Consider the following 25,624-nt stretch of genomic DNA (forward strand, 5'->3'; position numbering starts at 1 on the left):
CCTGTTTGGGATATTTATCATTCTAGTCGGCATAAAAAGAAGAAAAAGCGCTTAACATGAACGTATTGTTTCCATATTGGAGCTAATGAATGGATGTGACTCACCTGGCCAGCTTCTATGAGGTCGTCAAACGGGGTAGTTTCTCCGCCGCCGCCGAGCTGATGGGGGTGAGCAAGGGGATGCTGAGCCGTCACGTCAGCGCGCTGGAGGCATCCCTCAATGCCCAACTGTTGCAGCGCACCACCCGCCGACTCAGCCTGACGGAGGCGGGCAAGACCCTCTATCTGCAGGCGGGACAGATCTTCGCGCTGGCCCTGCAGGCGGAGCAGGACATCCAGGCCCTGACCGAGGAGGACAGCGGCCGGCTGCGCTTCACCTGCCCGGTCAGCACCGGGGATCGCATGGTGAGCGAGCTGCTCGGTCGTTTCGCCGAGCTCTGCCCCGGCGTCGAGGTCGAGCTCAACTTCACCAATGCCATGATCGACATGAGCCAGGGGGAACACGACATCGCCCTGCGCGCCATGGAGCGGATACCGGACAACCTGGTGGCGCTGCCGCTTGGTCGCTTGAAGGACGTGGTGGTGGCGAGCCCGGCCCTGATCGCGCGGGAAGGGATCCCGGCCACCCCCTACGAGCTCGGCGGTCGCACCTGTCTGCGGCAGGGGAGCAACCCCGCCTGGGAGCAGTGGCACTTTCGCAAGGAGGGAGAGGAGGTGCAGATCCCGGTGCAGGGGCGAGTGCGGGCCAACCACTACAGCACCCTGCTGCAACTGGTCCACGCCGGCATGGGTTATGCCAAGTGCCCGCTGATGCTGGTGGAAGCCAGCCTGGCCAAAGAGGAGCTGGTGGCCGTGCTGACGGACTGGCAGACGGGGCTGCACCCGCTGCACGTGCTCCATGCCCAGCAGCGGCGGGTGCCGCGCAAGATCCGGTTGTTCAAGCAGGTGCTGGCCCAGTGGTTCGCCGAGCGGCCCCATTACTTGCTCTGAAGGTGTTGTTCCGAGCTGCGTTATTTTTCTGTCATATCCGGCTGCTAGCCTGCGCCATCATCGCGATCAAAGAGAGGCAGGGAATGAAGCGTCATCAGGGTTGGATTGGGATCATGCTGCTGTGCGGCGGCGTGGCGCAGGCCGAGGTGCGGGTTGAGGTGCCCCAGGATTTCCGGATCCTGGCGGTGAGTAACGGCAGGTTGCAGGATGATCGGCACGCGGTGCTGGCCGATGGCGAGCAACAGCTGCTGGTGCGCTATGAGGGTGTGATCCCGAGTCGCAACAGCAGCGACAACGATCGCCAGATCCGCTCCGAGCCCCAGGTGATCCGCTATGAGGCCCGGGGCCAGCAGCTGAAACTGCAGGCCGCGGTGCCCACCGATGAGAACGGGATGGAGCGCTACGCCAAGGCCCCGGCCGTGAGTCTGCAAGGGGCGGGGCAGCCAGTGGCGGCGGTGCAGGATGAGCTGGCAATCAAGGGCATGCAGATCGGCATGGACTGGCCGGCCCGGTTGGCGGAATACAACCGTGGCGCGGGCAAGGCGGTGCTGGCAACGGGGACGGTCGCGACAACGGCCACTGCGGCGGCGACCCAGGCGCCGAGCGTGCCCGCCAGCGAGCTGGAGAGGCAACTGCAGCAACTCTTCCTGCGGGCGGATCCCGAGCTGCGCAAGCGCTTCATCGGCTGGGCCGTGCCCCGGCTTTAAGTTTGCCCCTCGTTGCAGTAACGTGGGCGCATCCAACGATGTGCCCTCCTACCGACGAGGTTCTTATGTTTGAATTACATCCCCGCCTGCTGGCGGATACCCGGTCCCTCGGGGATCTGCCGCTGTGCCGCGTCCTGCTTGCCAAAGACAGCCAATATCCTTGGCTCATCCTGGTGCCGCGCATCGCCAACTTGCGGGAGATCCACCATCTGGCCCCCGCTCAGCAGCAACAGCTGATGCAGGAGTCCTGCGCCGTCGCCGCCCTGATGGAGCAGGCGCTCAGTCCCGACAAGATCAACGTGGCGGCACTGGGCAACCTGGTGCCCCAGCTGCACCTGCACCACGTCTGCCGTTTCAGCACGGATCCCGCCTGGCCTGGCCCCGTCTGGGGGGCTCATCCCGCCGTCCCATATAGCGCGCAAGATTTGCAGCGCGAGGCCGATAACTGGCGAGCCCGCCTGGCCGGCGTGAGTGGATTCAGCCCGCTCGCCGACTGACAAAGTCGTCAAGTGGGAGCCGGCTCGCGGTTTCGACGCCAGGATAGCATTATCTGTTAGCGCGACGGCCGAGCGCGTGGTGACATGAGTGACGAGACAGACAAGCCCATTTTTTTCGATCAGCAGGAAGGTTCCATGATAGTGACAAGATCCGAGGATGATGCCGTATTCACCACAGAGGACGTGCTGCTGAGCCTGTGCAATTCGGTGACGACGGTATTGAGCGCGGCGACCATGAGTCAGGTCCGCTTCTCCGGCATGGTGCAGCGGATCAACAAGACCTGCCTCAAGCCTGACATCGGCTGCTTCGTGTTGTTCGACGGCGGCTTCTCCGGCTTGGTGGTGATCAACTTCTCCGCCGCGGCGGCCATGGAGCTTTACCAGAGTTACATGCTAAACATGGGGCTTTCCAAAGAAGATCTCGCTATTTCTCATACCTCTGACGAGGTGAGCAACGTCATGGGCGAGCTGATGAACCAGATTGTCGGCAGCTTCACCGGCAAGGTAGGGCGCGAGCTGCAGACCCACATCACCCAGAACCAGCCCAAGATGCTGGCCCTGAACAAGCAGGTGATGCTGAGTGTCGACACCAACCTCGACAACCCCGAGACCCGCCGGGTCACCTTCTTCACCGCCACCAACAACATCTTCTATCTGGAGCTGGCGATGGACAGGACCGAGTTTATCCGGATCCACGATGGCGGTGTGCAGGAGGAGGTCGATCCGGACGAGCTGATCGCCCAGGCCAAGCTGGCGGCGGCCAAGCCGGCCCCTGCACCGGCGGCGCTGGCCAGCAACGATCACGACGATCTGCTGAACTCCCTCGGTCTGTAAGCGACTCGCGGATACGACAAGGCCACCCCAGGGGTGGCCTTGTTTTTTTGCGTCGGCAGCGACTCAGAAGTTGTAGAGCAGGCCTGTGTTGAGGCTGCTGGTCTGGGTGTCGTAGAAGGCGATGTCTGCGTCGGCCTGGCTGTAGGTCGCGGTGATGACGCCGGTGAGATCCTTGATCCCCAGCAGGCGGTGCCAGAAGAAGGTGCCGGTGAGGGCCAGCTCCTCGGCGTCGGCACGCTGACCGAAGAGGGGATTCGCCTCGTCATAGTCGCGTTTGCCCACATAGGCGTTGCTGACGAAGGACCACTGGGGGCCGCGCTTGGCATAGGTCAGCTGCAGCCCCTTGCTGTCGAAACTCTCGGCGCTGCCGTCGAGTTTGGCCTGCTTGTAGAGAAGGGCGGGCTCCAGCAGCTGGCCATCGCCGAAGTGCCACTGGTAGGAGAGCTCCATGTCGTGGACCTTGCCGTTGCGATCCAGCATGGAGGCGTAGTGGGTGCCGTGGCGCTGATCGTACTGCTGGCCGCTGCGCTCCTCGTCCAGGTCCACTTCACGGCTGGTGATGCTGCCGTTAAAGTTGCTGCCCCAGATCTTGTCCCAGGCGAAACGTACCCCCTTCGACTTGGCATCGGTGGAGCTGCGATCCACGCCGGTGGCGAAGGGATCGCTCCACAGCTCGACCGGCATGACGTTGAACACCACAGAACCGGCCACTATGCCCTTGTCCCCCATGGCCTGGCGGATCCCGAGCTGCTGGGTAAAGTCGAAGCGCAGCGCGTCCTGGATCAGGTTGCCGAGGAATACCTGGGTGCGGGTATCGGCGAAGGTGTAGCGGATGTCGGCGTTGACGAGTGCCGAGAAGGCACTCTCGCTGTGGGGGGAGCCGAGGTTGTCGATGCGGCTGTGGCTGTCACCACCGGCATAGAAGTTGGACTCATGGCTGCTGGCGGTGACGCCCCCCAGCAGAAAACCGGACCAGCCTGATTGCGTGGGGATGGCGCCGAGGTCGGCGTGGGCCGCATTGGCGATCAGCAGGCCGAGGCTCAGCAGGACGGGATTGCGCATCGGTAGGGGCTCCTGAGGTTGGGGATGATGACGGTGACAGCCAGGCTCGGATTCGTTTGCTGAACTGGAGCTGACTGGGCGCAGGGGCATGCTACCCCAGCAGGAGTGTGACGTTAATCAATAATTTAAGATGCAACGGGCAAGAGTTCGGGGCGCCGTACTGGTATTCTGTTTGCGCAATAGCGGGGAGAAAACAACGAGATGAAGCAAATCAAATCCTGGGCGCAATACTATGTCGACCTGATGACCAAGCTGGGGCTGGTGCGTTTCAGCATGCTGCTGGCGGCCTGCATCATAGTGCTGGCGGTCTCCATCCAGATGGGAGTGACGCTATTTCTGCGCGGCACCGTGGACATCGTCGATCTGGTGCGCTCGGTCTTCTTCGGTCTGCTGGTGACCCCCTGGGCCGTCTATTTTCTCTCCATAGTGGTGGATCAACTGGAAGATTCCCGCCAGCGCCTGAGCCGCCTAGTGGCGAAGCTGCAGGACATGCGCGAGCGGGATCTCGAACTCAACAGCCAGTTGCAGGAGAACATCCACCGCCTCAACGCCCAGATAGCCGAGACCAACAGGGCCGAGACCCTGCGCCAGCAGGCGATCGAGGATCTGGAGAACGAGGTGTTCCAGCGCGAGAAGGCTCAACTGCACCTGGGCGAGCGCACCGCCCTGCTGCGCTCCTTCATCGACTGCTCGCCGGATCTGGTCTATTACCGCAACGAGGAGGAGCAGTTCTCCGGTTGCAACCGCGCCATGGAGGAGCTGACCGGCCGGGTCGAGGCGGATCTGATTGGCCTGACTCCCTTCGATGTCTACAAGCAGGATATCGCCAGCAAGGTGGTGGAGACCGACAAGCAGGTCTTTGCCAACAACGAGCCGCTCACCTATGAGCAGTGGCTGGAGTACCCGGATGGCCGCAAGGCCTACTTCGAGCTGCGCAAGGTGCCCTTCTTCGATCGTTTCGGCAAGCGGCTCGGCCTGCTCGGTTTCGGCCGGGACATCACTGAGCGCAAGCAGTATCAGGACAAGCTGGAGAAGGCGAGTCGGGACAAGACAACCTTCATCTCCACCATCAGCCACGAGCTGCGCACCCCGCTCAACGGCATCGTCGGCCTGAGCCGGATGCTGATGGACACGCCGCTCGACCCAGTTCGTCACCAGCAGCTCAAGACCATTCACCTGAGCGCAGTGACGCTCGGCAACATCTTCAACGACATCATCGATCTGGACAAACTCGATCGGCGCCGGCTGGAAATTGCGCCGACCCGCATCGACTTGCCCGCCTTCCTCGACGAGCTGGAGACGCTGTCGCGCATCCAGGCGGAGCAGAAGGGGCTCTACCTGCATTTCGACAGGGATGGCGACATGCCGCAGTTCGTGATGGCCGATGGTACCCGGTTGCGCCAGGTGTTGTGGAACCTGGTGGGCAATGCGGTCAAGTTTACCGACGAGGGGGGAGTGACGGTGCGTTGCCTCTCCCACGCGTCCGATGTGCCGGGCAAGCTGGCGCTGCACTTCGAGGTGGAAGACACAGGTGTCGGTATTCCCCGCGCCCAGCAGGAGAAGATCTTCGCCATGTACTATCAGGTGCAAGGCAAGAAGCACGCCACTGGCACCGGCATCGGCCTCGCGGTCTCCCGCCAGCTGGTGCAGGCCATGGGTGGTCAGCTCTATGTGGACAGCGATCCGGGGGAGGGCTCCTGCTTCACCGCCGAGCTGGAGGTGGACTGCGTCGAACCTCAGGCCATCGAGCCGGAGCAAGAGCTGCCGTCCCTGGACATCCTGCTGGTGGAGGACGTGGAGCTGAACGTGACCGTGGCCTGCGCCCTGCTGAGCAAGCTGGGCCACGAGGTCAAGGTGGCGCGGGATGGCACCCAGGCGCTGGCCATGGCCAACCCGGATGACTTCGATCTGATCCTGCTCGATATCCAGCTGCCGGACATGACCGGCTTCGATGTGGCGGCTCAGTTGCTGGCGCGCTATGGCGACAGCCTGCCCCCCATGGTGGCGCTCACCGCCAATACCACAGGGGATCGCCAGTATTATCGGGATCGCGGCATGCAGGATGTGATTAACAAGCCGCTCGGATCCAAGGCGGTGCGGGAGGTGATAGGCCACCTGTTTGCGGATCTGGCCTTCGATGAGGCCGATGCCATAGAGGATGCGAGCAATCAGGATGCCTTGCTGGACTTGCCCTTCCTCACCGATTACGCGAGCACGGTCGGCAAGCCGATACTGCTCTCCAGCGTCGACCTGTTCGAGAAGATGATGCCCGATTACATGGCGGTGCTCGATTCGAACATGATTGCCAAGGATCAGGCCGGGGTGGTGGAGGAGGCGCACAAGATCAAGGGGGCCGCCGGCTCCATCGGTCTGCGCCGCCTGCAACAGACGGCCCAGCTGATCCAGAGCCCGGATCACCCCGCCTGGTGGGAGAACGTGGAAGACTGGATTGAGACGCTGCGCCGGGAATACCCGGGGGACATCGCCCGCCTGCGCCGCTGGTTGCTCTCCTGAGTCGCTCGCCGATTGTCATCAAAGCCAAGGAGGCAGACCCATGTATCAGCGCCTGATCCCGTCACTGCGAATTCACTGCTGGGGCGAGGAGCCCCTGCTGGAGGCGACCGAGCAGGATCGCGCGCGCATAGTGCAAGCCGCGCCGGTGCGCCGCCTGCAGCAGAAGACCCAGGTCTTCCCGCTGGATGTGAAGGCCTCGGTGCGCAGCCGCCTCACCCACTCCCTGGAGGTGCAGGAGACGGGTCGCCAGATCAGCCGCCGCATCCTGGCCCTGCTGCCCGCCGGCACCGTGTGCGAAGGGGCCTTCATCAACCTGGTGGAGATGTCCTGCCTGTTGCACGATGTCGGCAACCCGCCGTTCGGCCACTTCGGCGAGCAGGTGATGAGCCAGTGGCTGGCAGAGGCGCTGGATGATCTCTTTGCCAGCGCCCACGACCAACTGCCGAGCCCGCAGTGGGCCGAGCTGCGCCAGGACCTGCTGGTGTTCGATGGCAACGCCCAGAGCCTGCGACTGGTGCACAGCCTGCACGAGCTGAACCTGACCCTGGGCCAGCTGGCGGCCCTGTGCAAATACCCGCAGCAGCCCCAGCCAGGACTGCATTATGGCCAGCACCACGGCTGGACCAGCAAGCGCGGCATCTTCTTCAGCGAGCAGCCGCTCTATAGCGCCCTCGGCCAGAGCCTGGGGCTGGCACCGGGCTGTCGCCATCCGCTGGTCTACATCATGGAGGCGGCGGATGACATCTCTTACTGCATCGCCGATCTCGAGGATGCGGTGGACAGACGCATCCTCAGCCTTGGCGAGTTGTTGCAGGCACTGCACAGCGCAGATCAAGGGGACTATATGGCCGGGCTGCTGGCGGATGCCGGCGCCTCCGAGCGGGGCTTCTTCCCCCATTTTCGTCAACAGCTCACCCGGGATCTGGTGACGCTGGCGGCCGATACCTATGTGAGCGAGCATACGGCCATTCTGAGCGGAGCCTACCCCCAGGCGCTACTGCACGGTCAGGCGCCGGCGGCGCGGGTGCTCGATACCCTCAAACAGGTGGCTCGTGAGCTGGTGTTCATGCGCCCCGAGGTCGAGGCGTTGGAGCTGGAGGGCTACGCCGCCCTGCGCGGGGTGCTGTCTACCTACGCCTGCCTGCTGGCGCTGCCGGTCTCCCAGTTCGAACGGTTGCTGGCCGGCGAGGGCGGGAGCGAGCTGTTCTTCGCCCGTCGGCTGTTTCACCGGCTCTCGGCCCGCCACCTCAAGGCGTATCGGTTGGCGGTGGCCACGGCGGATCCCCGATTCGCCTCTGCGGCAGAGCAGGAGTGGTATTACAGGGTGCGATTGCTGCTCGATTACGTCAGCGGCATGACGGATACCTATGCGCTGGAGGAGTTCCGGTTGTTGTCCGGGATCTGAGCGGCTTCATCAGGCATCCCACCCATATGGGTGGGATAGATATTGCACAATATTCGGTGTTTTTCTAGACTGTGGCAACTTGTTCAACTTTCACTCGGTAAGGAGACGTCTATGCAACATTCAATGCTCAACGTTGCGTTCGTCCGCTGCTCTGGCAGCGCGAAGACTCGTGCTCTTTATTTACCGCGTGGAGGGAACAGGTAACACCTGCCTTTTCATCACCCGCGGTTATCCCGCAGGGTGATGTCCTCTCTCCGGGAGAACCGCATGTTCAACTGGAGAATCATATGTCTATCGAACTCACTCTGCTGCGCACCGTCGAATCCCTGGTTCAGAAACGGATCACCCGACTGGAGCGGCGCGTCAGCTATCCGCACCTCTCCCCGGCCATGTTGAAGGATATCGGCCTGGAAGGAATGGATGTGCAGGTCTCCCATGTGCGTGAGCAGGAGTTTCAAACCGGCTTCCGGCTTGGGAATCGAATAACCTGATGACAGGGGCGCTGGCCCCAAACCACTCAATGGCAGGCCTTTGGCCTGCCATTTTTATTACCGATGGATGGGTCACGTATTTATTAGTCGCACATTTGGTTAAAAACTCTATGATCACCCTCCTGTCCATATGGGAGTTAACCATGTTGTGTCGCTGCTATCGTCTCGTCTTGCTGTGCTGGCTCGCCTGCTGGAGTCTGGTGACTGTGGCCGCCACCGCCCTGAGCCACGACAACCTGGTGCAAGCGGAACAGCTGTGGCTCGAGTCGCGCAGCGAACTGGTGGTTGGCATGGTTTCGGTGGACTGGCCTCCTTATGTCTATACCAATGGCCAGGGTGGTTTCAGTGGCCCGCTGGATGACTTCGCCGAACGGGTGAGCAACCAGCTGGGGCTCACGCTCAAGTACAAGGGGTATCCCGATTATGCCCGTGCCCAGCAGGCGCTGATCGATGGTGAGGCAGATCTGTTGCTGGGAGTGGTGCCCGAGCAGAGATCGCAACAGCAGGCGCTGAAGACGCTGGATATCATGGGGGTACCGCGGGGGATCTTGCTTGCTCGTTCGCAGACACACTCTTCTCTGGCCGAGGCGCGAGCCTGGCGCTGGGTCTGCATACGGGGCTTTGGCGCCTGTGACGAGCTGGGCAAGCTTGGGATGACCTCGCTGGAGGAAGCTGACAGCGTCGACGAGGCTGCCTTCATGGTGAAGCGAGGGCTGGTGGATGCCTATCTCGCGGACTTGCCGACCCTGCTCCGCCTGCAGCAGTTGCGACAGCATGCCAAGTTGCAGGTGATCACTCCGCCCTGGGTGCCAGCCACTCGGCTGACCATGGTCATGACCGCCGACAATCTGGGGTTGCATAGCCTGCTGCAGCGAGTGCTTGACTCCATCCCGGATGGGGAGCGGTCGCACCTGTTGGAGGCGGACGGTGGCATCGATTATGGCCAGGTACAGGGGCTGCGCCAGAGCCTCTTCAATCAGGATGAGCTGAACTGGCTAGCACAGCACTCGACTTTGAAATATGGGGTCTCTCCTAATTGGCCGGCAATGAGCAATATCAGCAAACGAGGGGAGCTGACGGGGTTTGTCGCCGACCTGCTGGAGCTGATGAGTGCCCGCTCCGGTCTCAAATTCACACTGGTGCCGACCCAGAGTTGGGCCGATACCCTGGGGCAGTTTCAGGCAAGCAAGCTGGATTTCGTCCCCGCCGTGACCCCGACCGATGAGCGCCGTCGCTCCATGTTGTTCACCCCGGATTATGCCTTCATCAACCGGGTCATAGTGGCGAAGCAAGGGGTAGCCGAGCTGCCCAACACGGCAGTGCTGAAAGGACGTCGGGTGGGGATGGTTCGGGGATCGGTGGAGCAGCTACTGCTGGAGCAGGTCGGGGCAGTGCTGGTGGTAGTAGACAGCGACACTCAGCTGCTGTCGCTGCTCGACAGCGGTGAGGCCGAGTACACGCTGATGAGCATGAACACCCTGGGACAAGCGTTGCAAAAGGGATTCAGCGAGCGCTATCGGGTGGTCTTCTCCGGCAACGAGCTCAGGGTTCCCATCGCCATGGCGGTGCAGCGCAAGGATCCCATGCTGCAGCAGATCCTGAGCAAGGCTTTGCTCTCGGTCCGGCCGGACGAGCTGGCCAGACTGGAACACAAGTGGATGTCCCTGACCATACAGACGGGGATAGATCCGGGCAAGGTCCTGTTCTGGTCTTCCCTCGGAGGGGGCATCTTCCTGCTCTGCGTGCTGTTGTTTGTGGGCTGGAACCGCACTCTACGCCGTCAGATCAGCCAGCGACGGGAAGCGGAGCGGCGACTCGAGGAGCAACTGGCGTTCGTGCAGATGCTGCTAGACGCCCTGCCCAACCAGGTGGTGCTGACCAACGAACGCTATGAAATCGCCATGACGAACCGGGCGTACCGACAGTTGTTCTTGCAGGGGGAGAACCTGAGCGGTTCCTATGAACTATTGCTCCAGGATCGGCTGCCAGACGCCATCCGGGCCAGAGTCATCGAGGAGGATGCCAGGGTCTGGGAGAGCGGTGAGGAGCTCAATGGCAGCGGCGAGGTTCAGCTGTCGGACGGTGCGCTGCATCAGATGCTCTACACCAAGCGGCTATTTGTCGGCCCCGACAACAAGCGGCTCGGGATCCTGACCGTGCTGACCGATGTCACCGAGTTGCAGCAGGCGCGCTCCGCGGCGCTGGAAGCTGAGACCCGGCTCACCCAGATCACCGACAGCATGCCGGGCCTCGTCTATCAGTATCACTGGATTGGGCCGAGGAATGGACGCTTCCTCTATACCTCCCAGGGGATCAAGGAGATGGTGGACTATGACGAGGATCCTGTTCAGACAGCTGTCTCTGGCCACACCCTTTTAGGGCTGACGGGAGCGGCAAGTGACGACTTTATTGAGACCGTTGGGCAGCATGCCAGGACGATGAAACCCCTGGATCTTGAAGTGGAAGTAAGACGCAATGGTGAACTTTGCTACCTGCAGATCCGGGGGCATTTTACCCATCAAAAGGGGCTCGAGGGGGTCATCCTGAACGGGGTGGTGCAGGATATCACCGGCCTGAAGCGACAGGCACTGGAGCTGCGCCAGGCCCGCACTGTGGCGGAGGAGGCAATGCAGGCCCGCAGTCGCTTCCTCGCGACCATGAGCCATGAACTGCGCACCCCCATCTCCGGCATGCACGGCATGCTGGAGCTGCTGCAGATGAGCGATCTGGACGACGACCAACGCTATATGCTGCGCAACGTCTCGACCTCCACCAATCACCTGCTCTACCTGGTCAACGACATCCTGGACTTCTCCAAGATGGAGGCGGGCCAGTTGCAACTGCATTATCAAGTGGGCAGGCTCACCACCGTCATCTGCGATGTCATCCGTGGCCATGCCACCCTGGCCCATGGCAAGGGGCTCGGCGTGACCTTGGCCTGGGGGGCCGAGGTGCCGGATCAGGCCAGTATCGACGCTATTCGGGTCGGGCAGGTGATCTCGAACCTGCTCAACAACGCGGTGAAATTCACCGAATCGGGGCAGATAGACATCCGGGTCGATTATGACGACCATCGGCTGGCATTCATCGTTCAGGACTCGGGGATCGGCATTCCCCTGGACAAACAGGCCAACCTGTTTACCCCGTTCAAGCAGGTCGAGTCCGACATCACCCGGCGTTTCGGCGGGACCGGGCTCGGGCTCGCCATCTGTCACCAGCTGGCCCAGAAGATGGGGGGCAGTCTGACGCTGGAGAGCCAACCCGGGGTGGGAACCAGGATGACTTTCAGGGTCCCTCTGAGCGACTGCCAGTGGGATCTGCCGCCGCTGGCGGGGCAGGATTGGTGGTGGTTTGGCGAGGACGCCGTGCTGCAGTCGGTGATGGAACGGTTCGGCGCCAGGCTTCATCGACTGGAACCCGCCCAGTGGCAGCCGTCGCTCGGCGGATGCCTGTTGGCACAAGAGAGCCACCTGGAGCAAGCCCTCGGCGGTGACTGGTTACAGCATTTGCAGCAGTCCGCGCTCAAGGGCATAGTGCTCTCTTCACAGGAGGCGTTGCGTGGCCGCATGGGCTCGGATGCCTGGTGGCGACTGGGCCAGTCCCCGCTCTATCCCGACCTGTTGCTGGAGACCTGTCGCCAGCTGTCGGGGGAGCGCGCAGTCCAACCGGTGCAGGCCCTGGGAGACAAGTTGCAGGGCCGGGTGCTGGTGGCCGACGATCACCCCGTCAACCGCGCCCTGCTGGCCCGCCAGCTCGCCATTCTCGGCATAGATGCCGAGCTGGTGGATGATGGGGAGAAGGCGCTTCGCGCCTGGCAGGGGCAGGGCTTTGCTTTGCTGCTGACCGATTGCCACATGCCGGTGATGGACGGCTATACCCTGACGCGCACCCTGCGAGCGGCGGGCGACGAGGCACCCATCATCGGGGTCACCGCCGATGCCTCCGAGGAGGCCAGTCTGCAGATGCAGGCCGCGGGCATGAACGACATGCTGTTCAAGCCTTACAGCCTGGAAACCTTGCGCCAAACGCTGGAGCGCTGGCTACCGACCGCCAGCTTGCCGCCGTGCGAGCCCGAGCCGCTGGTGCAGGCGAGGGCGCAGGAGCAGGGGTTGAGCTGGCTATCCTTGTTCGGCGATGAGGCGCTGGCGCGCAGCATGGCGATGGAATATCTGGACTCCAATCGTCAGGATAGCGAGGACATGATGCGGGCGCTGGCGCGCCAGGACGCCCAGGCGCTGGTTGAGACGGCGCATCGCATCAAGGGGGCGGCCCGCATGGTCGGGCAGCTCGCGCTGGCAGAAGAGGCGGCCCGGCTTGAGACGGCGGCCCGCCTGAAGCAGCTGGACAGGCTCACCGAGTTGAGCCAGACGGTACAGGCATTGATGGATTCTATTACAGGCGAAATTGGATTATGGCTCGATGAATAGCACAGGGAATAATTTGGCAATCATGGTGGTGGAAGATCACAACTTCCAGCGCAAGGCCCTGATGCATCAGATCCGCGGGCTCGGCTACGGCAATCTGCTGGAGGCGCAGGACGGGGAAGAGGCGCTGGCACTGTGCCAGCATCACCAGGTTGACATTCTGTTTTGTGATCTGCGCATGCCCGGCATGGATGGCATGGCCCTGTTGCGCCGGCTGTCGCTCGGGGGATTTCGTGGCGGCATCATTCTGTGCAGTGCGCTGGAAGACGATGTGGTCGAGGCCGTGCTGCGCATGAGCAGCGCCTACGGCCTGCAGGTGCTGGGACGCATCGACAAACCGGCGAGCCATCAGCAGATCAAGCAGATGATCGGTGCCTGGCGGCCGCAACTGGTGCACAGTCAGCAGGAAGATGGCCACAGCCTGACGCTGGATGAGCTCAGCCAGGCGCTGGAACAGGATCAGCTGCTGCCCTGGTATCAACCCAAGGTGAGCTTTGGCACCGGTCAGTGGGTCGGCATGGAGGCGCTCGCGCGCTGGCAGCACCCGAAATACGGGCTCATCTCTCCGGCCCGCTTCATTCCGCTGGCGGAGCATCACGGGCTCATCGATCCGCTGACCGAGCTCATCATCAGCAAGTCCCTGCGTGATGGCCATCTGTGGGAGCAGACCGGACTTTCACTCAACCTGTCGATGAACCTCTCCACCACCTCGCTGATCGAGGGGGATCTGTGCAACACCCTGCTCAACCACTGCCAGCGCTGGAGCATCAACCCCGAACTGATCACCCTGGAGGTGACAGAAAGCGCCTTCGTCAAGGATCTGGGGAAGTCCCTCGAGGTGCTGACACGGCTGCGCATGCACGGTTTTGGCCTCTCCATCGATGACTTCGGCACCGGTTACTCCTCCATGCAGCAGCTGGCCCTGTTGCCTTTCACCGAGTTGAAGCTTGACAGATCCTTCGTGGATCGTTGCTATGAGGATCCCTCCCGGCTCGCCATCATAGAGTCGAGCATAGAGCTGGCTCGCAAGCTGGGGCTCAAGTCGGTGGCCGAGGGGGTCGAGGATGAACCCACTTGGCAGTTGCTGGCCAGACTGGGATGTGATCAGTGTCAGGGCTTCTTCTCCGCCCGGCCCATGCCGCGGGATGAACTGCTGGAGTGGCATCGCACCTGGCTCGAACGATTACCGACGTTGATCAAGCACTAAACCCTGGGCAGGATGCCCGCAGTGGAACAAGGACGTTTATGAAAATATCAAGCAAGCTGTTGTTGAGCTTCTGTTTTATCAACCTGCTCATCATTCTCTCCTCCACCCTCGTCTACCATCAGCTCGGCCAGATTGAACAGTCGCAAGATGCCTTGCTGGAGCAGGCGTTGCCCGCCCTGCAACGGGATGAAGCGAGCCAGAAGGCGTTGATCGCCACCGTCTCCTCCCTGCGTGCCTACCTCATCCTCGGCAAGGATCAGACCCAGGCCAGTCGTCTCAAGCAGGAGTGGGATGGCGCCTGGCATGCCATCGAGCAGCAGACCTTCACCCCCGCACTGACCCAGTCCCTCAAGGCGTTCAAGGGCGCCCAGGAGAAGGTGTGGGCCATCGCCCATACCGAGGAGAACCTGCCGGCCCACAGCCTGATGCTGCTGGAGGCGGGCCCGCTGGCGGAGGCGGCGCTCGATCAGCTGCAATCCTTTGCCAATGAAGAGGTGGCCACGTCCCAAGCGGAGCTGCCCGGGGATCGTCGGCTGCTGCTCAAGCAGGTGGGGGATGCCTACAACGGCCTCGCCAATGCGCTCTCCGCCCTGCGGGATTTTCTCATCTCGGGGGACAAGGAGTATCGGGACAAGTACCAGGATTACTACCAGTTTCACCTGCAGCGGGTGGCCGAGCTGAAGCAGCAAGAGGCGAATTTCACCGAGGCACAGAAGGGGCTCTGGGCGCTGTTCGAGCAGATGTCGGCCCCCTTTGCCGAGCTGGTGGGTCAGGTGATCAGCAAGCGCCAGGCACCGGACTGGGATCAGGCCAACCACCTGATGGCGACCGATATCGAGCCGTCGCTGACCCGGCTCGCCGACCAGCTGGCGTCCCAGGTGACCCATACCCGGGCCGAGGTGGACGGGATGGCGCACAAGATGGCCGGCGCCAGCCAGACCATTCACCGCACCTTGCTACTGGCCACCCTCAGCGTCATCCTGCTCGGCACCCTGGTGGCCTTGCTGTTCAGTCGCCGGCTGACCCGGGACATCGCCAGCCTGGTAACGCGCGCCGGCCTGGTGGCGGATGGCCGCCTGCCGGCCGAGCCCTTGCCGGTACTGCGTCAGGACGAGCTGGGCGGCCTGACCGGCTCCATCAACCGGATGTCGACCCAGTTGCGCCAGCTGGTCGGTGAGATCCAGGGCGCGGTGGGGCAGGTGGAAGGGGCTGGCCGCGAGGTGGGTCAGACCACCAATGCCATCGTCGAGGATCTGGCAAGCCAGAATCAACGGGTCGATATGGTCGCCGCCGCCATCGAGCAGATGTCGGTCAGCTCCCGGGATGTGGCGGGCAACACCGCCGGGGCGGCGGAGGCGGCGCGGCAGACCGAGCATCAGGCCCGCCAGGGGAGCGACAGGCTGGAGCGCATGGTGAACACCATGAAGCAGGTCGCCGTCATGATCACCCAGGCCAACCAGGCCATGGGGCAGCTCAGCAGCCAGAGCGAGCAGGTGGGGCGCGTCACCGAGGTCATCGCCACCATCGCCGAGCAGACCAACCTGCTGGCGCTCAATGCCGCCATCGAGGCGGCCCGCGCTGGCGAGCAGGGGCGTGGCTTTGCCGTGGTGGCGGACGAGGTGCGTCAGCTGGCCAACCGCACCAGCCAGTCGACGGCGGAGATCAACCAGACCATCGCCAGCATCCAGCAGCAGACCCGCCAGACCGCCGCGACCGTGGGGGGAGGTACTCAGCTGGTGGAACAGGGGCGTACCGTCATGTTCGCACTGGCCGAGACGTTCGAGACAGTGATGCGGCTGGTGCAGGATCTCTCTGGTCAACTGGAAGCCATCGCCGCCGTGACCGAGCAGCAGTCCAGAGTAGCGCAGGAGGTGGCCGGGACTGTCGAGGAGATTGCGGGTCTCAGCCGCCAATCCAGCGAGCGTGGTCAACAGGGAGAGCTGATTGCCGCCAGATTGACCCGGGAGACGGGCCGCTTGACCTCGGTCATCAGCCGGTTCGAACTGAGGTGACAAGGAGGCGGGCAGATGCCCGCCCGTGGTTTAGTCCAGGCGGCGAAAGGCCTGGTTGTCGAAGCTGCCGCTGGTCTCCTGATTGAGCAGGGTGACCAGCAAGATGGCGCGCTTCTCGCCATCCGGCTCCAGATAGATGGCCTCGAATCCGGTCAGAGGGCCCGCCTCGATGAGCACCTTGTCCCCCTGAGTCGGCAGGCTGGCATAGCTTGCCCTCGCCTCGTCGCTGTCATCACGACTCATCAATCGGTAGATCAGCTGACTGCTGATGGAGGTCCACTCCTTGCCGAAATGGACGATGCGGCTGATGCCGCGGGTGGACTTCAGGGTGACTGGGGTGACCTCTTCCAGATCCACATAGATGAACAGATAGTTGGGAAACATGGGCTCGCATACGGGGACCCGCTTGCCGCGGCGCAGTTTCTCGACTTCGACCATGGGGTAATAGGATTCGACACCTTGGGCTGCCAGATGAGCGCGGGCGCGAGCCTCTTCCTTTGGCTTGCAGTAGGCCAGATACCATTTTTTCATTGTTCTATTTTTTTTCGTGTTGCCGTGCTTGTGGCTATGATAGCGGGGGCAAAAAAAAAGGCCACGCTTGGCGCAGCCTTTTTTACAGAGTGAGTGATTACCAACCTTTGACCAGACCACCCTTGAACAGTTCGGTGCCTTTCTTGTAGACCTCGTCGGTCTGGAAGGACTGAACGAACTCCTTGACCTTCTCGTCATCCTTGTTGTTTTCACGGGCGACGATCAGGTTCACGTAGGGGGACTCCTTGTCTTCCACGAAGAGGCCGTTCTCGGTCGGGGTCAGGCCGATCTGACCGGCGAAGGTGTTGTTGATGATGGAGAGATCAACATCTTCCAGGGAGCGGGGCAGCTGAGCGGCTTCCAGCTCGACGATCTTGAAGTTGCGCGGGTTGCTGGCGATGTCCAGTACGGTGGCTTCCAGGCCGGCACCTTCCTTCAGTTTCAGCAGACCTTGCTTCTCCAGCAGGATCAGGGAGCGACCCAGGTTGGTCGGATCGTTGGGGACCGCGATTTGGGCGCCGTCTTTCAGTTCGCTCAGGGCCTTGATCTTCTTGGAGTAACCGGCAATCGGGTAGACGAAGGTGTTGCCAACCGGCACCAGCTTGAAGCCACGATCACGGATCTGGGCATCCAGGTAGGGCTTGTGCTGGAAGGCGTTGACGTCGACGCTGCCGTCGTTCAGTGCCACGTTCGGGGTGACATAGTCGGAGAAGGTCACGATCTCGACGTTCAGACCGTATTTCTCTTTCGCCACCTTGGCGGCAGTCTCGACCAGCTCGGTCTCCGGACCGGCGATGGCGCCGACTTTCAGGGTCTTGTTCTCTTCCTTCTGGCCGCAGCCGACCAGAACCAGTGTAGCCAGCAGTGCAGCCGCAGCGGATTTAATGCCCAATTTCATAAAAACCTCCTGTCAGAAATCGACGATTAACGATGATCACATTGTTGAACCAGGCGCTCACCTGCGCTCTGGATGAGTTGAACCAGCACTACCAGAATGACCACGGTAACCAGCATGACGGTGGGATCGAAGCGCTGGTAGCCGTAGCGAATACCCACATCTCCCAGACCACCACCACCAATGGCACCGGCCATGGCGGAGTAGTTCACGAGCGTGACTAACGTGATGATGACGCTGTTGAGGATCCCGGGCAGGGCCTCGGGCAGCAGCACCTTGGCGATGATTTGCAAGGGTTTGGCACCCATGGCCTTGGCCGCCTCGAGCAGGCCGTCCGGCACTTCCATCAGGGCCCCTTCCACCAGGCGGGCGATAAAGGGGATGCAACCGACGGTCAGCGGCACTATGGCGGCTATGGTGCCGATGCTGGTGCCGACGATGAAGCGGGTCAGCGGAATGATGGCCACCAGCAAGATGATGAAGGGCACGGAGCGGCCGACGTTGACTATGATGCCGAGGATCCGGTTCAGCAGCGGGTTGGCCAGGATCTGGCCGGCCTTGGTCACGTGCAGCGCCACGCCGAGGGGCAGGCCGAGCAGGCAGCCAAACAGGGCGGAGGCAAACACCATGATCAGGGTGTCGCCGAGGGCTGAGATCAGCAGATTAATCATTGCTTCGGACATAGCCCATCACCTCTAACTGAATATGGTTGTCTATCAGGAACTGCTGGGTGGCCTCGCACTGGGCCTCATCCCCGAACAGTTCCGCCAGCAGGAAGCCGAACTTGACCCCGCCGGCGTATTCGATGTCGGCACTCAGGATGCTGATATCGATGTTGAAGCGGCGGCTCGCCTCGGAGATGAGCGGGGTGTCGACCGTGCTGCCGGTGAAGCCGAGCTTGACCAGCGGGTAGCTGTTCGCCACACGCTCCGCACTCATCCTGTCCTGGTACTCCTGCGGCACCTCCAGATGGATGGTGGAGTGGATGAAGTCACGGGCCAGCTGGGTCTTGGCGTTGCTGAAGAACCAGGCCACTTCCCCCTGCTCGATCAGACGGCCGTCGCTGATGATGGCGACCTCGTCACAAATCCCCTTCACCACGTCCATCTCGTGGGTGATGAGCAAGATGGTGAGCCCCAGCTTGACGTTGATCTCCTTGAGCAGGCTCAGGATGGAGCGCGTGGTCTGGGGATCCAGGGCCGAGGTGGCCTCGTCACACAGCAATACCTTGGGGGCCGGTGCCAGGGCGCGGGCGATGGCGACGCGCTGCTTCTGACCGCCGGACAGTTCGGACGGGTAGGCGTGGGCGCGGGCTTCCAGCCCGACTAGGGCGAGCAGCTCCTCGACCCTGGTCTGGATCTGGGCCTTGCTCCAGCCTGCCAGCTCCAGCGGGAACGCGATGTTGGCGAACACGGTGCGGGAAGAGAGCAGGTTGAAGTGCTGGAAGATCATGCCGATCTGGCGGCGCGCCTGGGTCAGATCCCGCTCTGGCAGGGCCACCAGATCCTGGCCATCGACGATGACCTGGCCGTCGGTGGGACGCTCCAGCAGGTTGACGCAACGAATGAGGGTACTCTTGCCGGCACCCGAGGCGCCGATCACGCCGAAGATCTTGCCTTGTGGCACATGCAGGCTCACGTCACGCAGGGCGTGCACGGCGTCAGTGCCCTTACCGTAGACTTTGTTGAGACCGTTCAACTTAATCATGAATTCTTCCGTGCTAACAGCCTTAAAGCACAGGGCGCTACAGGCGAGTGAATTGGGCAGAGGTTCCACTGGGTTAGTCTGCCATCATGGAGGATGATGCTAAGATGTCTGGATGGCCGTGTCAACGCATGTTTCTACGTCTAGACGGCTAAAAAATGGATAAGGATTTCTGCTGATTGACTATGGATTGGCGGGAAACGGATCGATTCAATATTAGATTCTTATATATAGCCTAATGTCCGAATATAACCCAATTTATGGGCCTCATGGCGCTGATTCATCAGGGTCGCCATTTCTCGTTGCTTGCCTCTCCCGGCCAGCCATTGCCAAGATGACACGGATCCCTCTGCCTTGTCCCGCCCTCTTTCTCTTTTCCATCCTATTGATAAAGCACAATAAATGACCATTTCTGGTGAGGGGTCGAGCCGGCTATCGTTTGAGCCTGCCAGGAGGTGTATGCCAAGCGGGGAAATCGGAGACTAAAAGAAGGAGGAGCGTACTCACCGAGGCGGCACTGTCTCGGCGCTGGCCACCTTATCCCACCCCGATGATCGAAGAGGCCCGACATATGCCGGGCCTCATTTCATCATCTTGCGAGAGCGTGACTCACTTCCCTTGCTGGGACTCGGCGTAGAGGGCGGCGCCTATGATGCCGGCCTGATTGAGGCTGGCCGCCGCCAGCAGCGGGGCCCGGGTCTCTATCTTGTCGATGAACTTGTCGAGCTTGGCGGCGCTGCCACCCCCCAGGATGAAGAGGTCGGGGGAGAACAGGAACTCCAGCCTGGCCAGGTACTTGTTGAAACGCTTGCCCCAGCGGCTCCAGGAGAGATCCTCGCGCTTGCGCACGGCGTCCGAACAGTAGTGCTCGGCGATCATGCCTTCCAGCATCAGGTGACCCAGTTCGGTGTTGGGCAGCAGCTGACCGTTGACGAAGATGGCGGTGCCTATGCCGGTGCCGACCGTGATGAGGATGATGACCCCCTTGCGATCCTGACCTGTGCCAAAGCGCATCTCGGCAATCCCGGCCGCATCGGCATCGTTGATCACGTGGCAGGGCAGGCCGGTCACGTCCGTAAACAGGTGGGCCGCATCGGTCTCGACCCAGCTCTTGTCGATGTTGGCGGCGCTTTTGGCGATGCCGTTGTGAATGATGGCGGGGAAGCCGCAGCCCACCGGGCCCTTCCATTCGAAGTGCTCGACCAGCGCCTTGAGGGTATGGGCAATGGCGGCCGGGGTGGCCGGCTGCGGGGTGGTCAGACGCAGGCGTTCGCCAATCAGCTCGCCGGTCTTGGTATCGACCAGGCAACCCTTGATCCCGGACCCACCTATATCAACTCCCAACATCTGCATCAGAATGTTCCTTTTATTGTGCCGATGATCAATGGTCGGCAGAGCATGAAAAAATGGCTGGCATCCGGCAAGGGGCAGATCGCAGGGGCGTGATCTGGCAGTCCTTTTTTACTGCAACGGCTGTGCAACCTTCCCAGCGGGTGCCTATGGCACACCCCGCTATCCACATCCGTAAGGGGCCGATCACTCAGGCGTGATCCGGCAGCCCTTTTTCGATGCAACGGATCAACAACTTGGTCTTTTTGTTCTCTTCCTGCTGACGGTTGGCCAGGGTTGCCAGTGCCCATTCTATGTGTTCGGCCACCATGGGCTCGGCCTCGGCCAGCGCCTGCTGAAGGGCCTCGATCGCCTCGGGGCTGGCCGGACCGTTGCCGAGCGCCACCGCCAGGTTGCGGCGCCAGCGCTGATAACCGATGCGGCGAATGGGGCTGCCCTCGGTGTGCTTGAGAAAATCGCTCTCGGCCCAGTGCCACAGGGTGAGCAGGGGCGGGCGGTGCAGGTTGGACCTGGGACTGAAGTCCGGCTCGGGACTGACGTCCGCATAGCGATTCCAGGGGCAGATGAGCTGGCAGTCGTCACAACCATAGATGCGATTGCCCATGAGCGGGCGCAGCTCCTCTGGGATGGGGCCGTCGTTCTCTATGGTGAGATAGGAGATGCAACGCCGGCCGTCCACCACATAGGGCGCTATGATGGCACCAGTCGGGCAGATGTTGATGCAGGCCACGCATTTGCCGCACTGTTCTTTCTCCACCGGCGCATCCATGGGCAGCGGCAGGCTGACGAGCAGCTCTCCGAGAAAGAAGAAGGAGCCGGCGGACTCGTTGAGCAGCAGCGAGTGCTTGCCCACCCAGCCGAGCCCGGCCTTGGCGGCGAGCGGCCGTTCCAGTATGGGGGCCGAGTCGACGAAGGGACGCCACTCTCCCGTGGCGTGGAGCAGCGCCTGGCAGCGTTGCTCTATGCGATCCCCCAGCTGTTTGAGCCGGTTGCGCATGACCTTGTGGTAGTCGCGGCCGAGGGCATAGCGGCTGATGTAACCCAGGGTGGGATCGCGCAGGGTAGCGGCAAATCCGGCCTCGAAGGGCAGGTAGTTCATGCGCACCGACAGCACCCGCTGGGTACCGGGCAACAGTTCATGGGGGCGTGCGCGCATCATGCCGTGACGGGCCATGTAGTCCATGTTGCCGTGATGGTTCGCATCCAGCCAGGCCTGCAATCTAGGCTCCTCGATACGCAGATCGGTGTCGGTGATCCCGACCTGGTCAAATCCTAGCTCGCGTGCCCAGAGCTTGATATCTTGGGCCAGTTGCTGGAGTTCGGTGGCCGTCATGCTGCGCGGTCGGCCCCGAGCCCCGAAGGCGGGATCTTGGGGGGCGGGCATGGGGCTGAGCAGCTGTCGTCATGCCACGGCATATGCCCGGCGCCGAAAGGCCGGATCAGGGGATGATGAAGGTCGGGAGCCGTCATGGTACAGGTTATCGAGGATGCTATCTGCGGGGAAGAAGGCAACAGTTTAGCACAGCCCCTGTGGCGGACCGAACAGATCCGTCGCCTGGAGCAGCACTGGGCCAGGCACGAGGGGCGTGAATGCTATGACCTGATGGAGCGGGCTGGCGCCGCCCTGTGCAGCTACGCCTGCCACCATTGGCCCGAGAGCCGCCACTGGTGGATCTTCGTCGGCCCCGGCAACAACGGCGGTGATGGCTATGTGCTGGCGCGCCTCGCCAGGCGAGTCGGTCTCGAGCCTCTGGTGATAGCCGCACGGGCTCCTGAGTTACTCAAAGGTGACGCCAGGCGAGCCGCCGATGCATGGCTCGCCGCAGGCGGCTGCGTGATCATGGCCGAGGAGGCCGAGCTCGCCTCACTGATGCCACCGGATCTGGTGATAGACGCCTTGCTCGGCACCGGTGTCCATATTTCCCTCTCCCCCGCAATGACAAGGATTGTCGCAACAATCAATGCCTTGCAGGCCCCCGTGTTGGCGGTGGACCTGCCCTCCGGGCTCAATGCCGACACCGGTCGCGCCATGGGCGCCCTGGTACGAGCCACCCGCACCCTCACCTTCATCGGCATCAAGCAGGGCATGTTGACCGCTGACGGGGTGGACGGGGTCGGTCGGCTCGACTGCGACAGCCTCGGTGTGACACCGCCGGATGGCGTTATCCCTGCTGCTCTGCGAATAGACTATCCCGGCCTCAAGGCGCTGCTGACCCCGCGCCCTCGCTCGGCCCACAAGGGGAGCAACGGCAAGGTGCTGGTGGTGGGGGGCAACCTCGGCATGCAAGGCGCCATCCTGCTGGCGGGAATGGCCTGCCTGCGGACGGGGGCCGGCCTGGTGCGGCTGTCTCAGCATCCAGACTTGCCCCCCGTCAGTCTGGCGCAGCCGGAACTGATGGGCTGGTCTGGCGGAGTTGACGATGGCTGGGCCCAGGTCAGGGTGCTGGGACCCGGGCTCGGCCGGGACGAGTGGGCAAGGAGCCGGTTCGAGCAGCTGATCACGACCGAGGGGCCGCTGGTATTGGATGCCGATGGATTGAATTGGCTGGCGCAGGGGCCCCGTCATCAGGATAATTGGGTGCTCACCCCCCACCCGGGGGAGGCGGCTCGCCTGCTGGGTTGTGCCATCGCCGAGATAGCAGCGGATCGCTTCGCCGCGGTGCGGCAACTGCAGCGGCGCTACGGCGGCGTCGTGCTGCTCAAGGGGGCGGGCACCCTCATCTGCGACGGGCACAGCATAGCCCTGTGCGACGAAGGCAACCCCGGCATGGCCAGTGGCGGCATGGGCGACCTGTTATCTGGTATAATCGCCGCCCTCCTGGCTCAGGGCTGGTCTGCCTCCATGGCAACCCGGCTGGGCGCAGTGATCCACGGCGAGGCGGCCGATTGCGCCGCCGCCGAGGGAGAGAGGGGCATGCTGGCATCGGATCTGCTGCCCTGGATCCGCCGTCTGGTCAATCCGACACAGTAACAAGTTAAAAGAAGAACATGGCAAAACAGTTGATGATGACACTGCCGGATGAGGCAGCAACAGTGGCACTGGGCGGACGGCTGGCGCAGGCGTGCCAGCAGGCGACCACGGTATTCCTGCACGGCACTCTCGGAGCCGGCAAGACCACCCTGACCCGAGGTTGGGTGCAAGGACTCGGCCATCAAGGCAAGGTTAAGAGTCCGACCTATACCCTTGTTGAGCCCTATGAATTGGCCAACTGGCAGGTCTATCACTTCGATCTCTATCGACTGGCGGATCCGGAAGAGCTGGAATTCATGGGCATTCGGGACTACTTCGTGGCCGATACCCTCTGTTTGGTGGAGTGGCCACAGAAGGGGGAGGGCTGGCTGCCCGCACCCGATCTCGAGATTACCCTGACGTATGTAAACGAGCAGCGTGAGGCCCTGATAGTGGCCCGCACTGCTATTGGCGAAGCCATTCTGGAACGGTTGTCATCTCAGTGCGCTTGATCCTTTTCGTTGTATTTTCCCTGCTGGCCCTGCCCTCCTACGCGAATCAGCTCAAGAGTGTGCGGGTCTGGCCATCGCCGGATAACACCCGGGTCGTGCTCGACATGAGCAGTGCCCCCAATTTCAACTATTTCACCCTGACCGGTCCGAGCCGGCTGGTGATCGATCTGAAGGGGGCGAGCAACGCCGCCAACCTGACCCGCATCGAGAATAAGAGCGAGTTGGTGCGCAAGATCCGCGAGAGCACGCCGCTCGAGAAGGGCAGCATGCGACTGGTGCTGGATCTCAGCTCCAACATCAAGCCGGTGGTGTTCCCGCTGGCACCGGCAGGCCCCTATGGTCACCGGCTGGTGATCGACTTGCCCTATGAGGAGAAGGGGGCCAGCACAGCGCAGTCCACTCCCGTCGGCGGGCAGGGCAAGGCCATCGTCATCGCCATCGATCCCGGTCATGGCGGGGAAGATCCCGGCTCCATAGGCCCGCGCCGCACCTACGAGAAACGGGTGACCCTGGCGGTATCCCAGAAGTTGGCGGCGCTGATCGACCGTGAGCCCGGCATGCGCGCCGTGATGACCCGGCGTGGGGACTACTTCGTCGACCTGAACAAGCGCTCCGAAATCGCCCGCAAGGCCAAGGCCGATCTGCTGGTGTCGGTGCACGCGGACAGCTTCCATAACTCCACCCCGCGCGGCGCCTCCGTCTGGGTGCTGTCGACCAACCGCGCCAACCGCGAGATGGGTAGCTGGCTGGAGAAGCAGGAGAAGCAGGGGGAACTGCTCGGCGGGGTGGGCAAGGTATTGGCCGAATCCGATCCCAATCCCTATCTGGCGCAGACCTTCCTCGACCTTTCCATGGACAAGTCCCGAGCCGAGGGCTATGACGTCAGCCGCCAGATCCTGCGCTCCATGGGCAAGGTTGCCCGGCTGCACAAGAAGGCGCCGGAACACGCCAGCCTGGCGGTGCTCAAGGCGCCGGACATCCCCTCAGTGCTGGTGGAGACGGGGTTCATCTCCAACCATGCGGAAGAGAAGCTTTTGGCTACCGCCAGCTATCAGGATCAGCTGGCCCGCGCCATCTTCGAGGGGATCCGCAACTACTATCGCAGCCACCCGACCAAGGGCCCCATGATGACCGGCAAGGGTCAGCAGGTGGCCAGAACCAGTCAACCGGCGGCGAAGAAGGCGGTGGTCGCGGCCGCCCCCCAGCAGCAGGTGACCAATCGCATGCCGGCCACCGAGCCGACCCGCAGCAGTGACGGTGGAGCCCCGGTCAGCAGCGTGAACGGCGGCTCCGGCGCTGGGGTGATCAAGCCCTATTCTGTGGCGGCCAAGGAGCCGAGCGTGCCGGTCAGTAGCGTGCAGGCCAACGACAAGTCGAAGATGATCCGGCACGTGGTCACCCGTGGCCAGAGCCTCTCCCGCCTCGCCGAGAAGCACGGGGTGAGCCAGGCGCGGCTGGTGGAGATCAACAAACTGAAATCGCGGGACATCCAGATAGGGCAGGTGCTCTACATCCCGCAACAATAACAATCAGGAGTAAC

Annotated in this window: 20 protein-coding genes; 13 read left to right on the top strand and 7 right to left on the bottom strand. The window is 62.4% G+C overall.

All coding sequences use genetic code 11. From position 1 onward, the window contains the following. The first annotated feature begins 89 nt into the window (after positions 1-89). The 4 genes from BN1124_RS19735 to BN1124_RS19750 all read left to right on the top strand — a co-directional run bounded on the left by BN1124_RS19735 (position 90) and on the right by BN1124_RS19750 (position 3,027). The gene (locus tag BN1124_RS19735; RefSeq protein ID WP_042644767.1) at positions 90-989 is read left to right on the top strand and encodes a LysR family transcriptional regulator; all 900 of its coding nucleotides are present in this window, start codon (positions 90-92) and stop codon (positions 987-989) included. Between the two features lie 83 nt (positions 990-1,072). After that, on the top strand, positions 1,073-1,696 hold the full coding sequence (locus tag BN1124_RS19740) for a DUF2057 domain-containing protein (RefSeq protein WP_042644769.1): 624 nt from the start codon (positions 1,073-1,075) through the stop codon (positions 1,694-1,696). A gap of 65 nt (positions 1,697-1,761) precedes the next feature. Next, positions 1,762-2,193 carry an HIT domain-containing protein gene (locus tag BN1124_RS19745; RefSeq protein WP_042644771.1) on the top strand — a complete coding sequence of 144 codons (432 nt, stop codon included), beginning with the start codon at positions 1,762-1,764 and terminating at the stop codon, positions 2,191-2,193. 135 nt (positions 2,194-2,328) lie between these two features. Beyond that, on the top strand, positions 2,329-3,027 hold the full coding sequence (locus BN1124_RS19750) for a DUF3334 family protein (protein ID WP_042644774.1): 699 nt from the start codon (positions 2,329-2,331) through the stop codon (positions 3,025-3,027). Positions 3,028-3,090: 63 nt separating this feature from the next. On the opposite strand, the gene BN1124_RS19755 is transcribed toward BN1124_RS19750, so the two are convergent. Beyond that, positions 3,091-4,089, bottom strand: coding sequence for a DUF2860 family protein (locus BN1124_RS19755; protein ID WP_042644776.1), 999 nt, complete (start codon positions 4,087-4,089; stop codon positions 3,091-3,093). 201 nt (positions 4,090-4,290) lie between these two features. On the opposite strand from BN1124_RS19755, the gene arcB reads away from it, so the two are divergent. From arcB to BN1124_RS19785, 6 genes are all read left to right on the top strand, one after another. After that, positions 4,291-6,603 (top strand): aerobic respiration two-component sensor histidine kinase ArcB, encoded by a 2,313-nt coding sequence (gene arcB, locus BN1124_RS19760; RefSeq protein ID WP_042644778.1) that lies wholly within the window; start codon positions 4,291-4,293, stop codon positions 6,601-6,603. Positions 6,604-6,643: 40 nt separating this feature from the next. Continuing rightward, a complete protein-coding gene (gene dgt / locus BN1124_RS19765; RefSeq protein ID WP_042644780.1) occupies positions 6,644-8,008 on the top strand; it encodes a dGTPase in 1,365 nt (454 codons plus the stop codon). 287 nt (positions 8,009-8,295) lie between these two features. Then, the gene (locus BN1124_RS21055; RefSeq protein ID WP_082041672.1) at positions 8,296-8,499 is read left to right on the top strand and encodes a hypothetical protein; all 204 of its coding nucleotides are present in this window, start codon (positions 8,296-8,298) and stop codon (positions 8,497-8,499) included. Positions 8,500-8,642: 143 nt separating this feature from the next. Then, a complete protein-coding gene (locus BN1124_RS19775; protein ID WP_042644784.1) occupies positions 8,643-12,926 on the top strand; it encodes an ATP-binding protein in 4,284 nt (1,427 codons plus the stop codon). Between the two features lie 22 nt (positions 12,927-12,948). Beyond that, on the top strand, positions 12,949-14,130 hold the full coding sequence (locus tag BN1124_RS19780) for an EAL domain-containing response regulator (RefSeq protein WP_378051864.1): 1,182 nt from the start codon (positions 12,949-12,951) through the stop codon (positions 14,128-14,130). Positions 14,131-14,168: 38 nt separating this feature from the next. Further along, positions 14,169-16,142 carry a HAMP domain-containing methyl-accepting chemotaxis protein gene (locus tag BN1124_RS19785; protein WP_042644788.1) on the top strand — a complete coding sequence of 658 codons (1,974 nt, stop codon included), beginning with the start codon at positions 14,169-14,171 and terminating at the stop codon, positions 16,140-16,142. Positions 16,143-16,172: 30 nt separating this feature from the next. On the opposite strand, the gene rfaH is transcribed toward BN1124_RS19785, so the two are convergent. The 6 genes from rfaH to queG form a co-directional block, all read right to left on the bottom strand. After that, entirely contained in the window at positions 16,173-16,673 is a 501-nt protein-coding gene (gene rfaH, locus BN1124_RS19790) for a transcription/translation regulatory transformer protein RfaH (protein WP_042644790.1), read from the bottom strand. Between the two features lie 97 nt (positions 16,674-16,770). Next, on the bottom strand, positions 16,771-17,571 hold the full coding sequence (gene metQ, locus BN1124_RS19795) for a methionine ABC transporter substrate-binding lipoprotein MetQ (protein WP_042644792.1): 801 nt from the start codon (positions 17,569-17,571) through the stop codon (positions 16,771-16,773). Positions 17,572-17,597: 26 nt separating this feature from the next. Further along, entirely contained in the window at positions 17,598-18,251 is a 654-nt protein-coding gene (locus BN1124_RS19800) for a methionine ABC transporter permease (protein ID WP_042644793.1), read from the bottom strand. Beyond that, positions 18,232-19,275 (bottom strand): methionine ABC transporter ATP-binding protein MetN, encoded by a 1,044-nt coding sequence (metN, locus tag BN1124_RS19805; RefSeq protein ID WP_042644795.1) that lies wholly within the window; start codon positions 19,273-19,275, stop codon positions 18,232-18,234. The genes BN1124_RS19800 and metN overlap by 20 nt, the downstream gene beginning before the upstream one ends. A 606-nt stretch (positions 19,276-19,881) precedes the next feature. Next, positions 19,882-20,625 carry a polyphosphate--glucose phosphotransferase gene (gene ppgK / locus BN1124_RS19810; protein WP_042644797.1) on the bottom strand — a complete coding sequence of 248 codons (744 nt, stop codon included), beginning with the start codon at positions 20,623-20,625 and terminating at the stop codon, positions 19,882-19,884. Between the two features lie 187 nt (positions 20,626-20,812). After that, on the bottom strand, positions 20,813-21,955 hold the full coding sequence (queG, locus tag BN1124_RS19815) for a tRNA epoxyqueuosine(34) reductase QueG (RefSeq protein ID WP_042644799.1): 1,143 nt from the start codon (positions 21,953-21,955) through the stop codon (positions 20,813-20,815). 135 nt (positions 21,956-22,090) lie between these two features. Here queG and BN1124_RS19820 point away from each other — a divergent pair, with 135 nt between their 5' ends. From BN1124_RS19820 to BN1124_RS19830, 3 genes are read left to right on the top strand one after another with little or no spacing between them, the layout of a single operon-like run. Continuing rightward, the gene (locus tag BN1124_RS19820) at positions 22,091-23,593 is read left to right on the top strand and encodes a bifunctional ADP-dependent NAD(P)H-hydrate dehydratase/NAD(P)H-hydrate epimerase (RefSeq protein ID WP_042644801.1); all 1,503 of its coding nucleotides are present in this window, start codon (positions 22,091-22,093) and stop codon (positions 23,591-23,593) included. 17 nt (positions 23,594-23,610) lie between these two features. Beyond that, complete coding sequence (gene tsaE, locus BN1124_RS19825; RefSeq protein WP_042644803.1) at positions 23,611-24,084, top strand: tRNA (adenosine(37)-N6)-threonylcarbamoyltransferase complex ATPase subunit type 1 TsaE; 474 nt, start codon at positions 23,611-23,613, stop codon at positions 24,082-24,084. After that, the gene (locus tag BN1124_RS19830) at positions 24,075-25,610 is read left to right on the top strand and encodes an N-acetylmuramoyl-L-alanine amidase (protein WP_042644805.1); all 1,536 of its coding nucleotides are present in this window, start codon (positions 24,075-24,077) and stop codon (positions 25,608-25,610) included. The genes tsaE and BN1124_RS19830 overlap by 10 nt, the downstream gene beginning before the upstream one ends. Positions 25,611-25,624: the final 14 nt, after the last annotated feature.

Origin of the sequence: Aeromonas eucrenophila (assembly GCF_000819865.1) — a bacterium.
Lineage (GTDB): Bacteria > Pseudomonadota > Gammaproteobacteria > Enterobacterales > Aeromonadaceae > Aeromonas > Aeromonas eucrenophila.

Excerpts from the sequence above, each read along its gene's own strand:
- tsaE (WP_042644803.1), top strand. The coding sequence starts at position 23,611 with ATGGCAAAACAGTTGATGATGACACTGCCGGATGAGGCAGCAACAGTG.
- arcB (WP_042644778.1), top strand. The coding sequence starts at position 4,291 with ATGAAGCAAATCAAATCCTGGGCGCAATACTATGTCGACCTGATGACC.
- BN1124_RS19785 (WP_042644788.1), top strand. The coding sequence starts at position 14,169 with ATGAAAATATCAAGCAAGCTGTTGTTGAGCTTCTGTTTTATCAACCTG.
- ppgK (WP_042644797.1), bottom strand. The coding sequence starts at position 20,625 with ATGCAGATGTTGGGAGTTGATATAGGTGGGTCCGGGATCAAGGGTTGC.
- BN1124_RS19735 (WP_042644767.1), top strand. The coding sequence starts at position 90 with ATGGATGTGACTCACCTGGCCAGCTTCTATGAGGTCGTCAAACGGGGT.
- BN1124_RS19750 (WP_042644774.1), top strand. The coding sequence starts at position 2,329 with ATGATAGTGACAAGATCCGAGGATGATGCCGTATTCACCACAGAGGAC.
- BN1124_RS19740 (WP_042644769.1), top strand. The coding sequence starts at position 1,073 with ATGAAGCGTCATCAGGGTTGGATTGGGATCATGCTGCTGTGCGGCGGC.
- queG (WP_042644799.1), bottom strand. The coding sequence starts at position 21,955 with ATGACGGCCACCGAACTCCAGCAACTGGCCCAAGATATCAAGCTCTGG.
- BN1124_RS19780 (WP_378051864.1), top strand. The coding sequence starts at position 12,949 with ATGGTGGTGGAAGATCACAACTTCCAGCGCAAGGCCCTGATGCATCAG.
- BN1124_RS19755 (WP_042644776.1), bottom strand. The coding sequence starts at position 4,089 with ATGCGCAATCCCGTCCTGCTGAGCCTCGGCCTGCTGATCGCCAATGCG.
- metN (WP_042644795.1), bottom strand. The coding sequence starts at position 19,275 with ATGATTAAGTTGAACGGTCTCAACAAAGTCTACGGTAAGGGCACTGAC.
- rfaH (WP_042644790.1), bottom strand. The coding sequence starts at position 16,673 with ATGAAAAAATGGTATCTGGCCTACTGCAAGCCAAAGGAAGAGGCTCGC.
- dgt (WP_042644780.1), top strand. The coding sequence starts at position 6,644 with ATGTATCAGCGCCTGATCCCGTCACTGCGAATTCACTGCTGGGGCGAG.
- BN1124_RS19775 (WP_042644784.1), top strand. The coding sequence starts at position 8,643 with ATGTTGTGTCGCTGCTATCGTCTCGTCTTGCTGTGCTGGCTCGCCTGC.
- BN1124_RS19745 (WP_042644771.1), top strand. The coding sequence starts at position 1,762 with ATGTTTGAATTACATCCCCGCCTGCTGGCGGATACCCGGTCCCTCGGG.
- BN1124_RS19820 (WP_042644801.1), top strand. The coding sequence starts at position 22,091 with ATGGTACAGGTTATCGAGGATGCTATCTGCGGGGAAGAAGGCAACAGT.
- metQ (WP_042644792.1), bottom strand. The coding sequence starts at position 17,571 with ATGAAATTGGGCATTAAATCCGCTGCGGCTGCACTGCTGGCTACACTG.
- BN1124_RS19800 (WP_042644793.1), bottom strand. The coding sequence starts at position 18,251 with ATGTCCGAAGCAATGATTAATCTGCTGATCTCAGCCCTCGGCGACACC.
- BN1124_RS21055 (WP_082041672.1), top strand. The coding sequence starts at position 8,296 with ATGTCTATCGAACTCACTCTGCTGCGCACCGTCGAATCCCTGGTTCAG.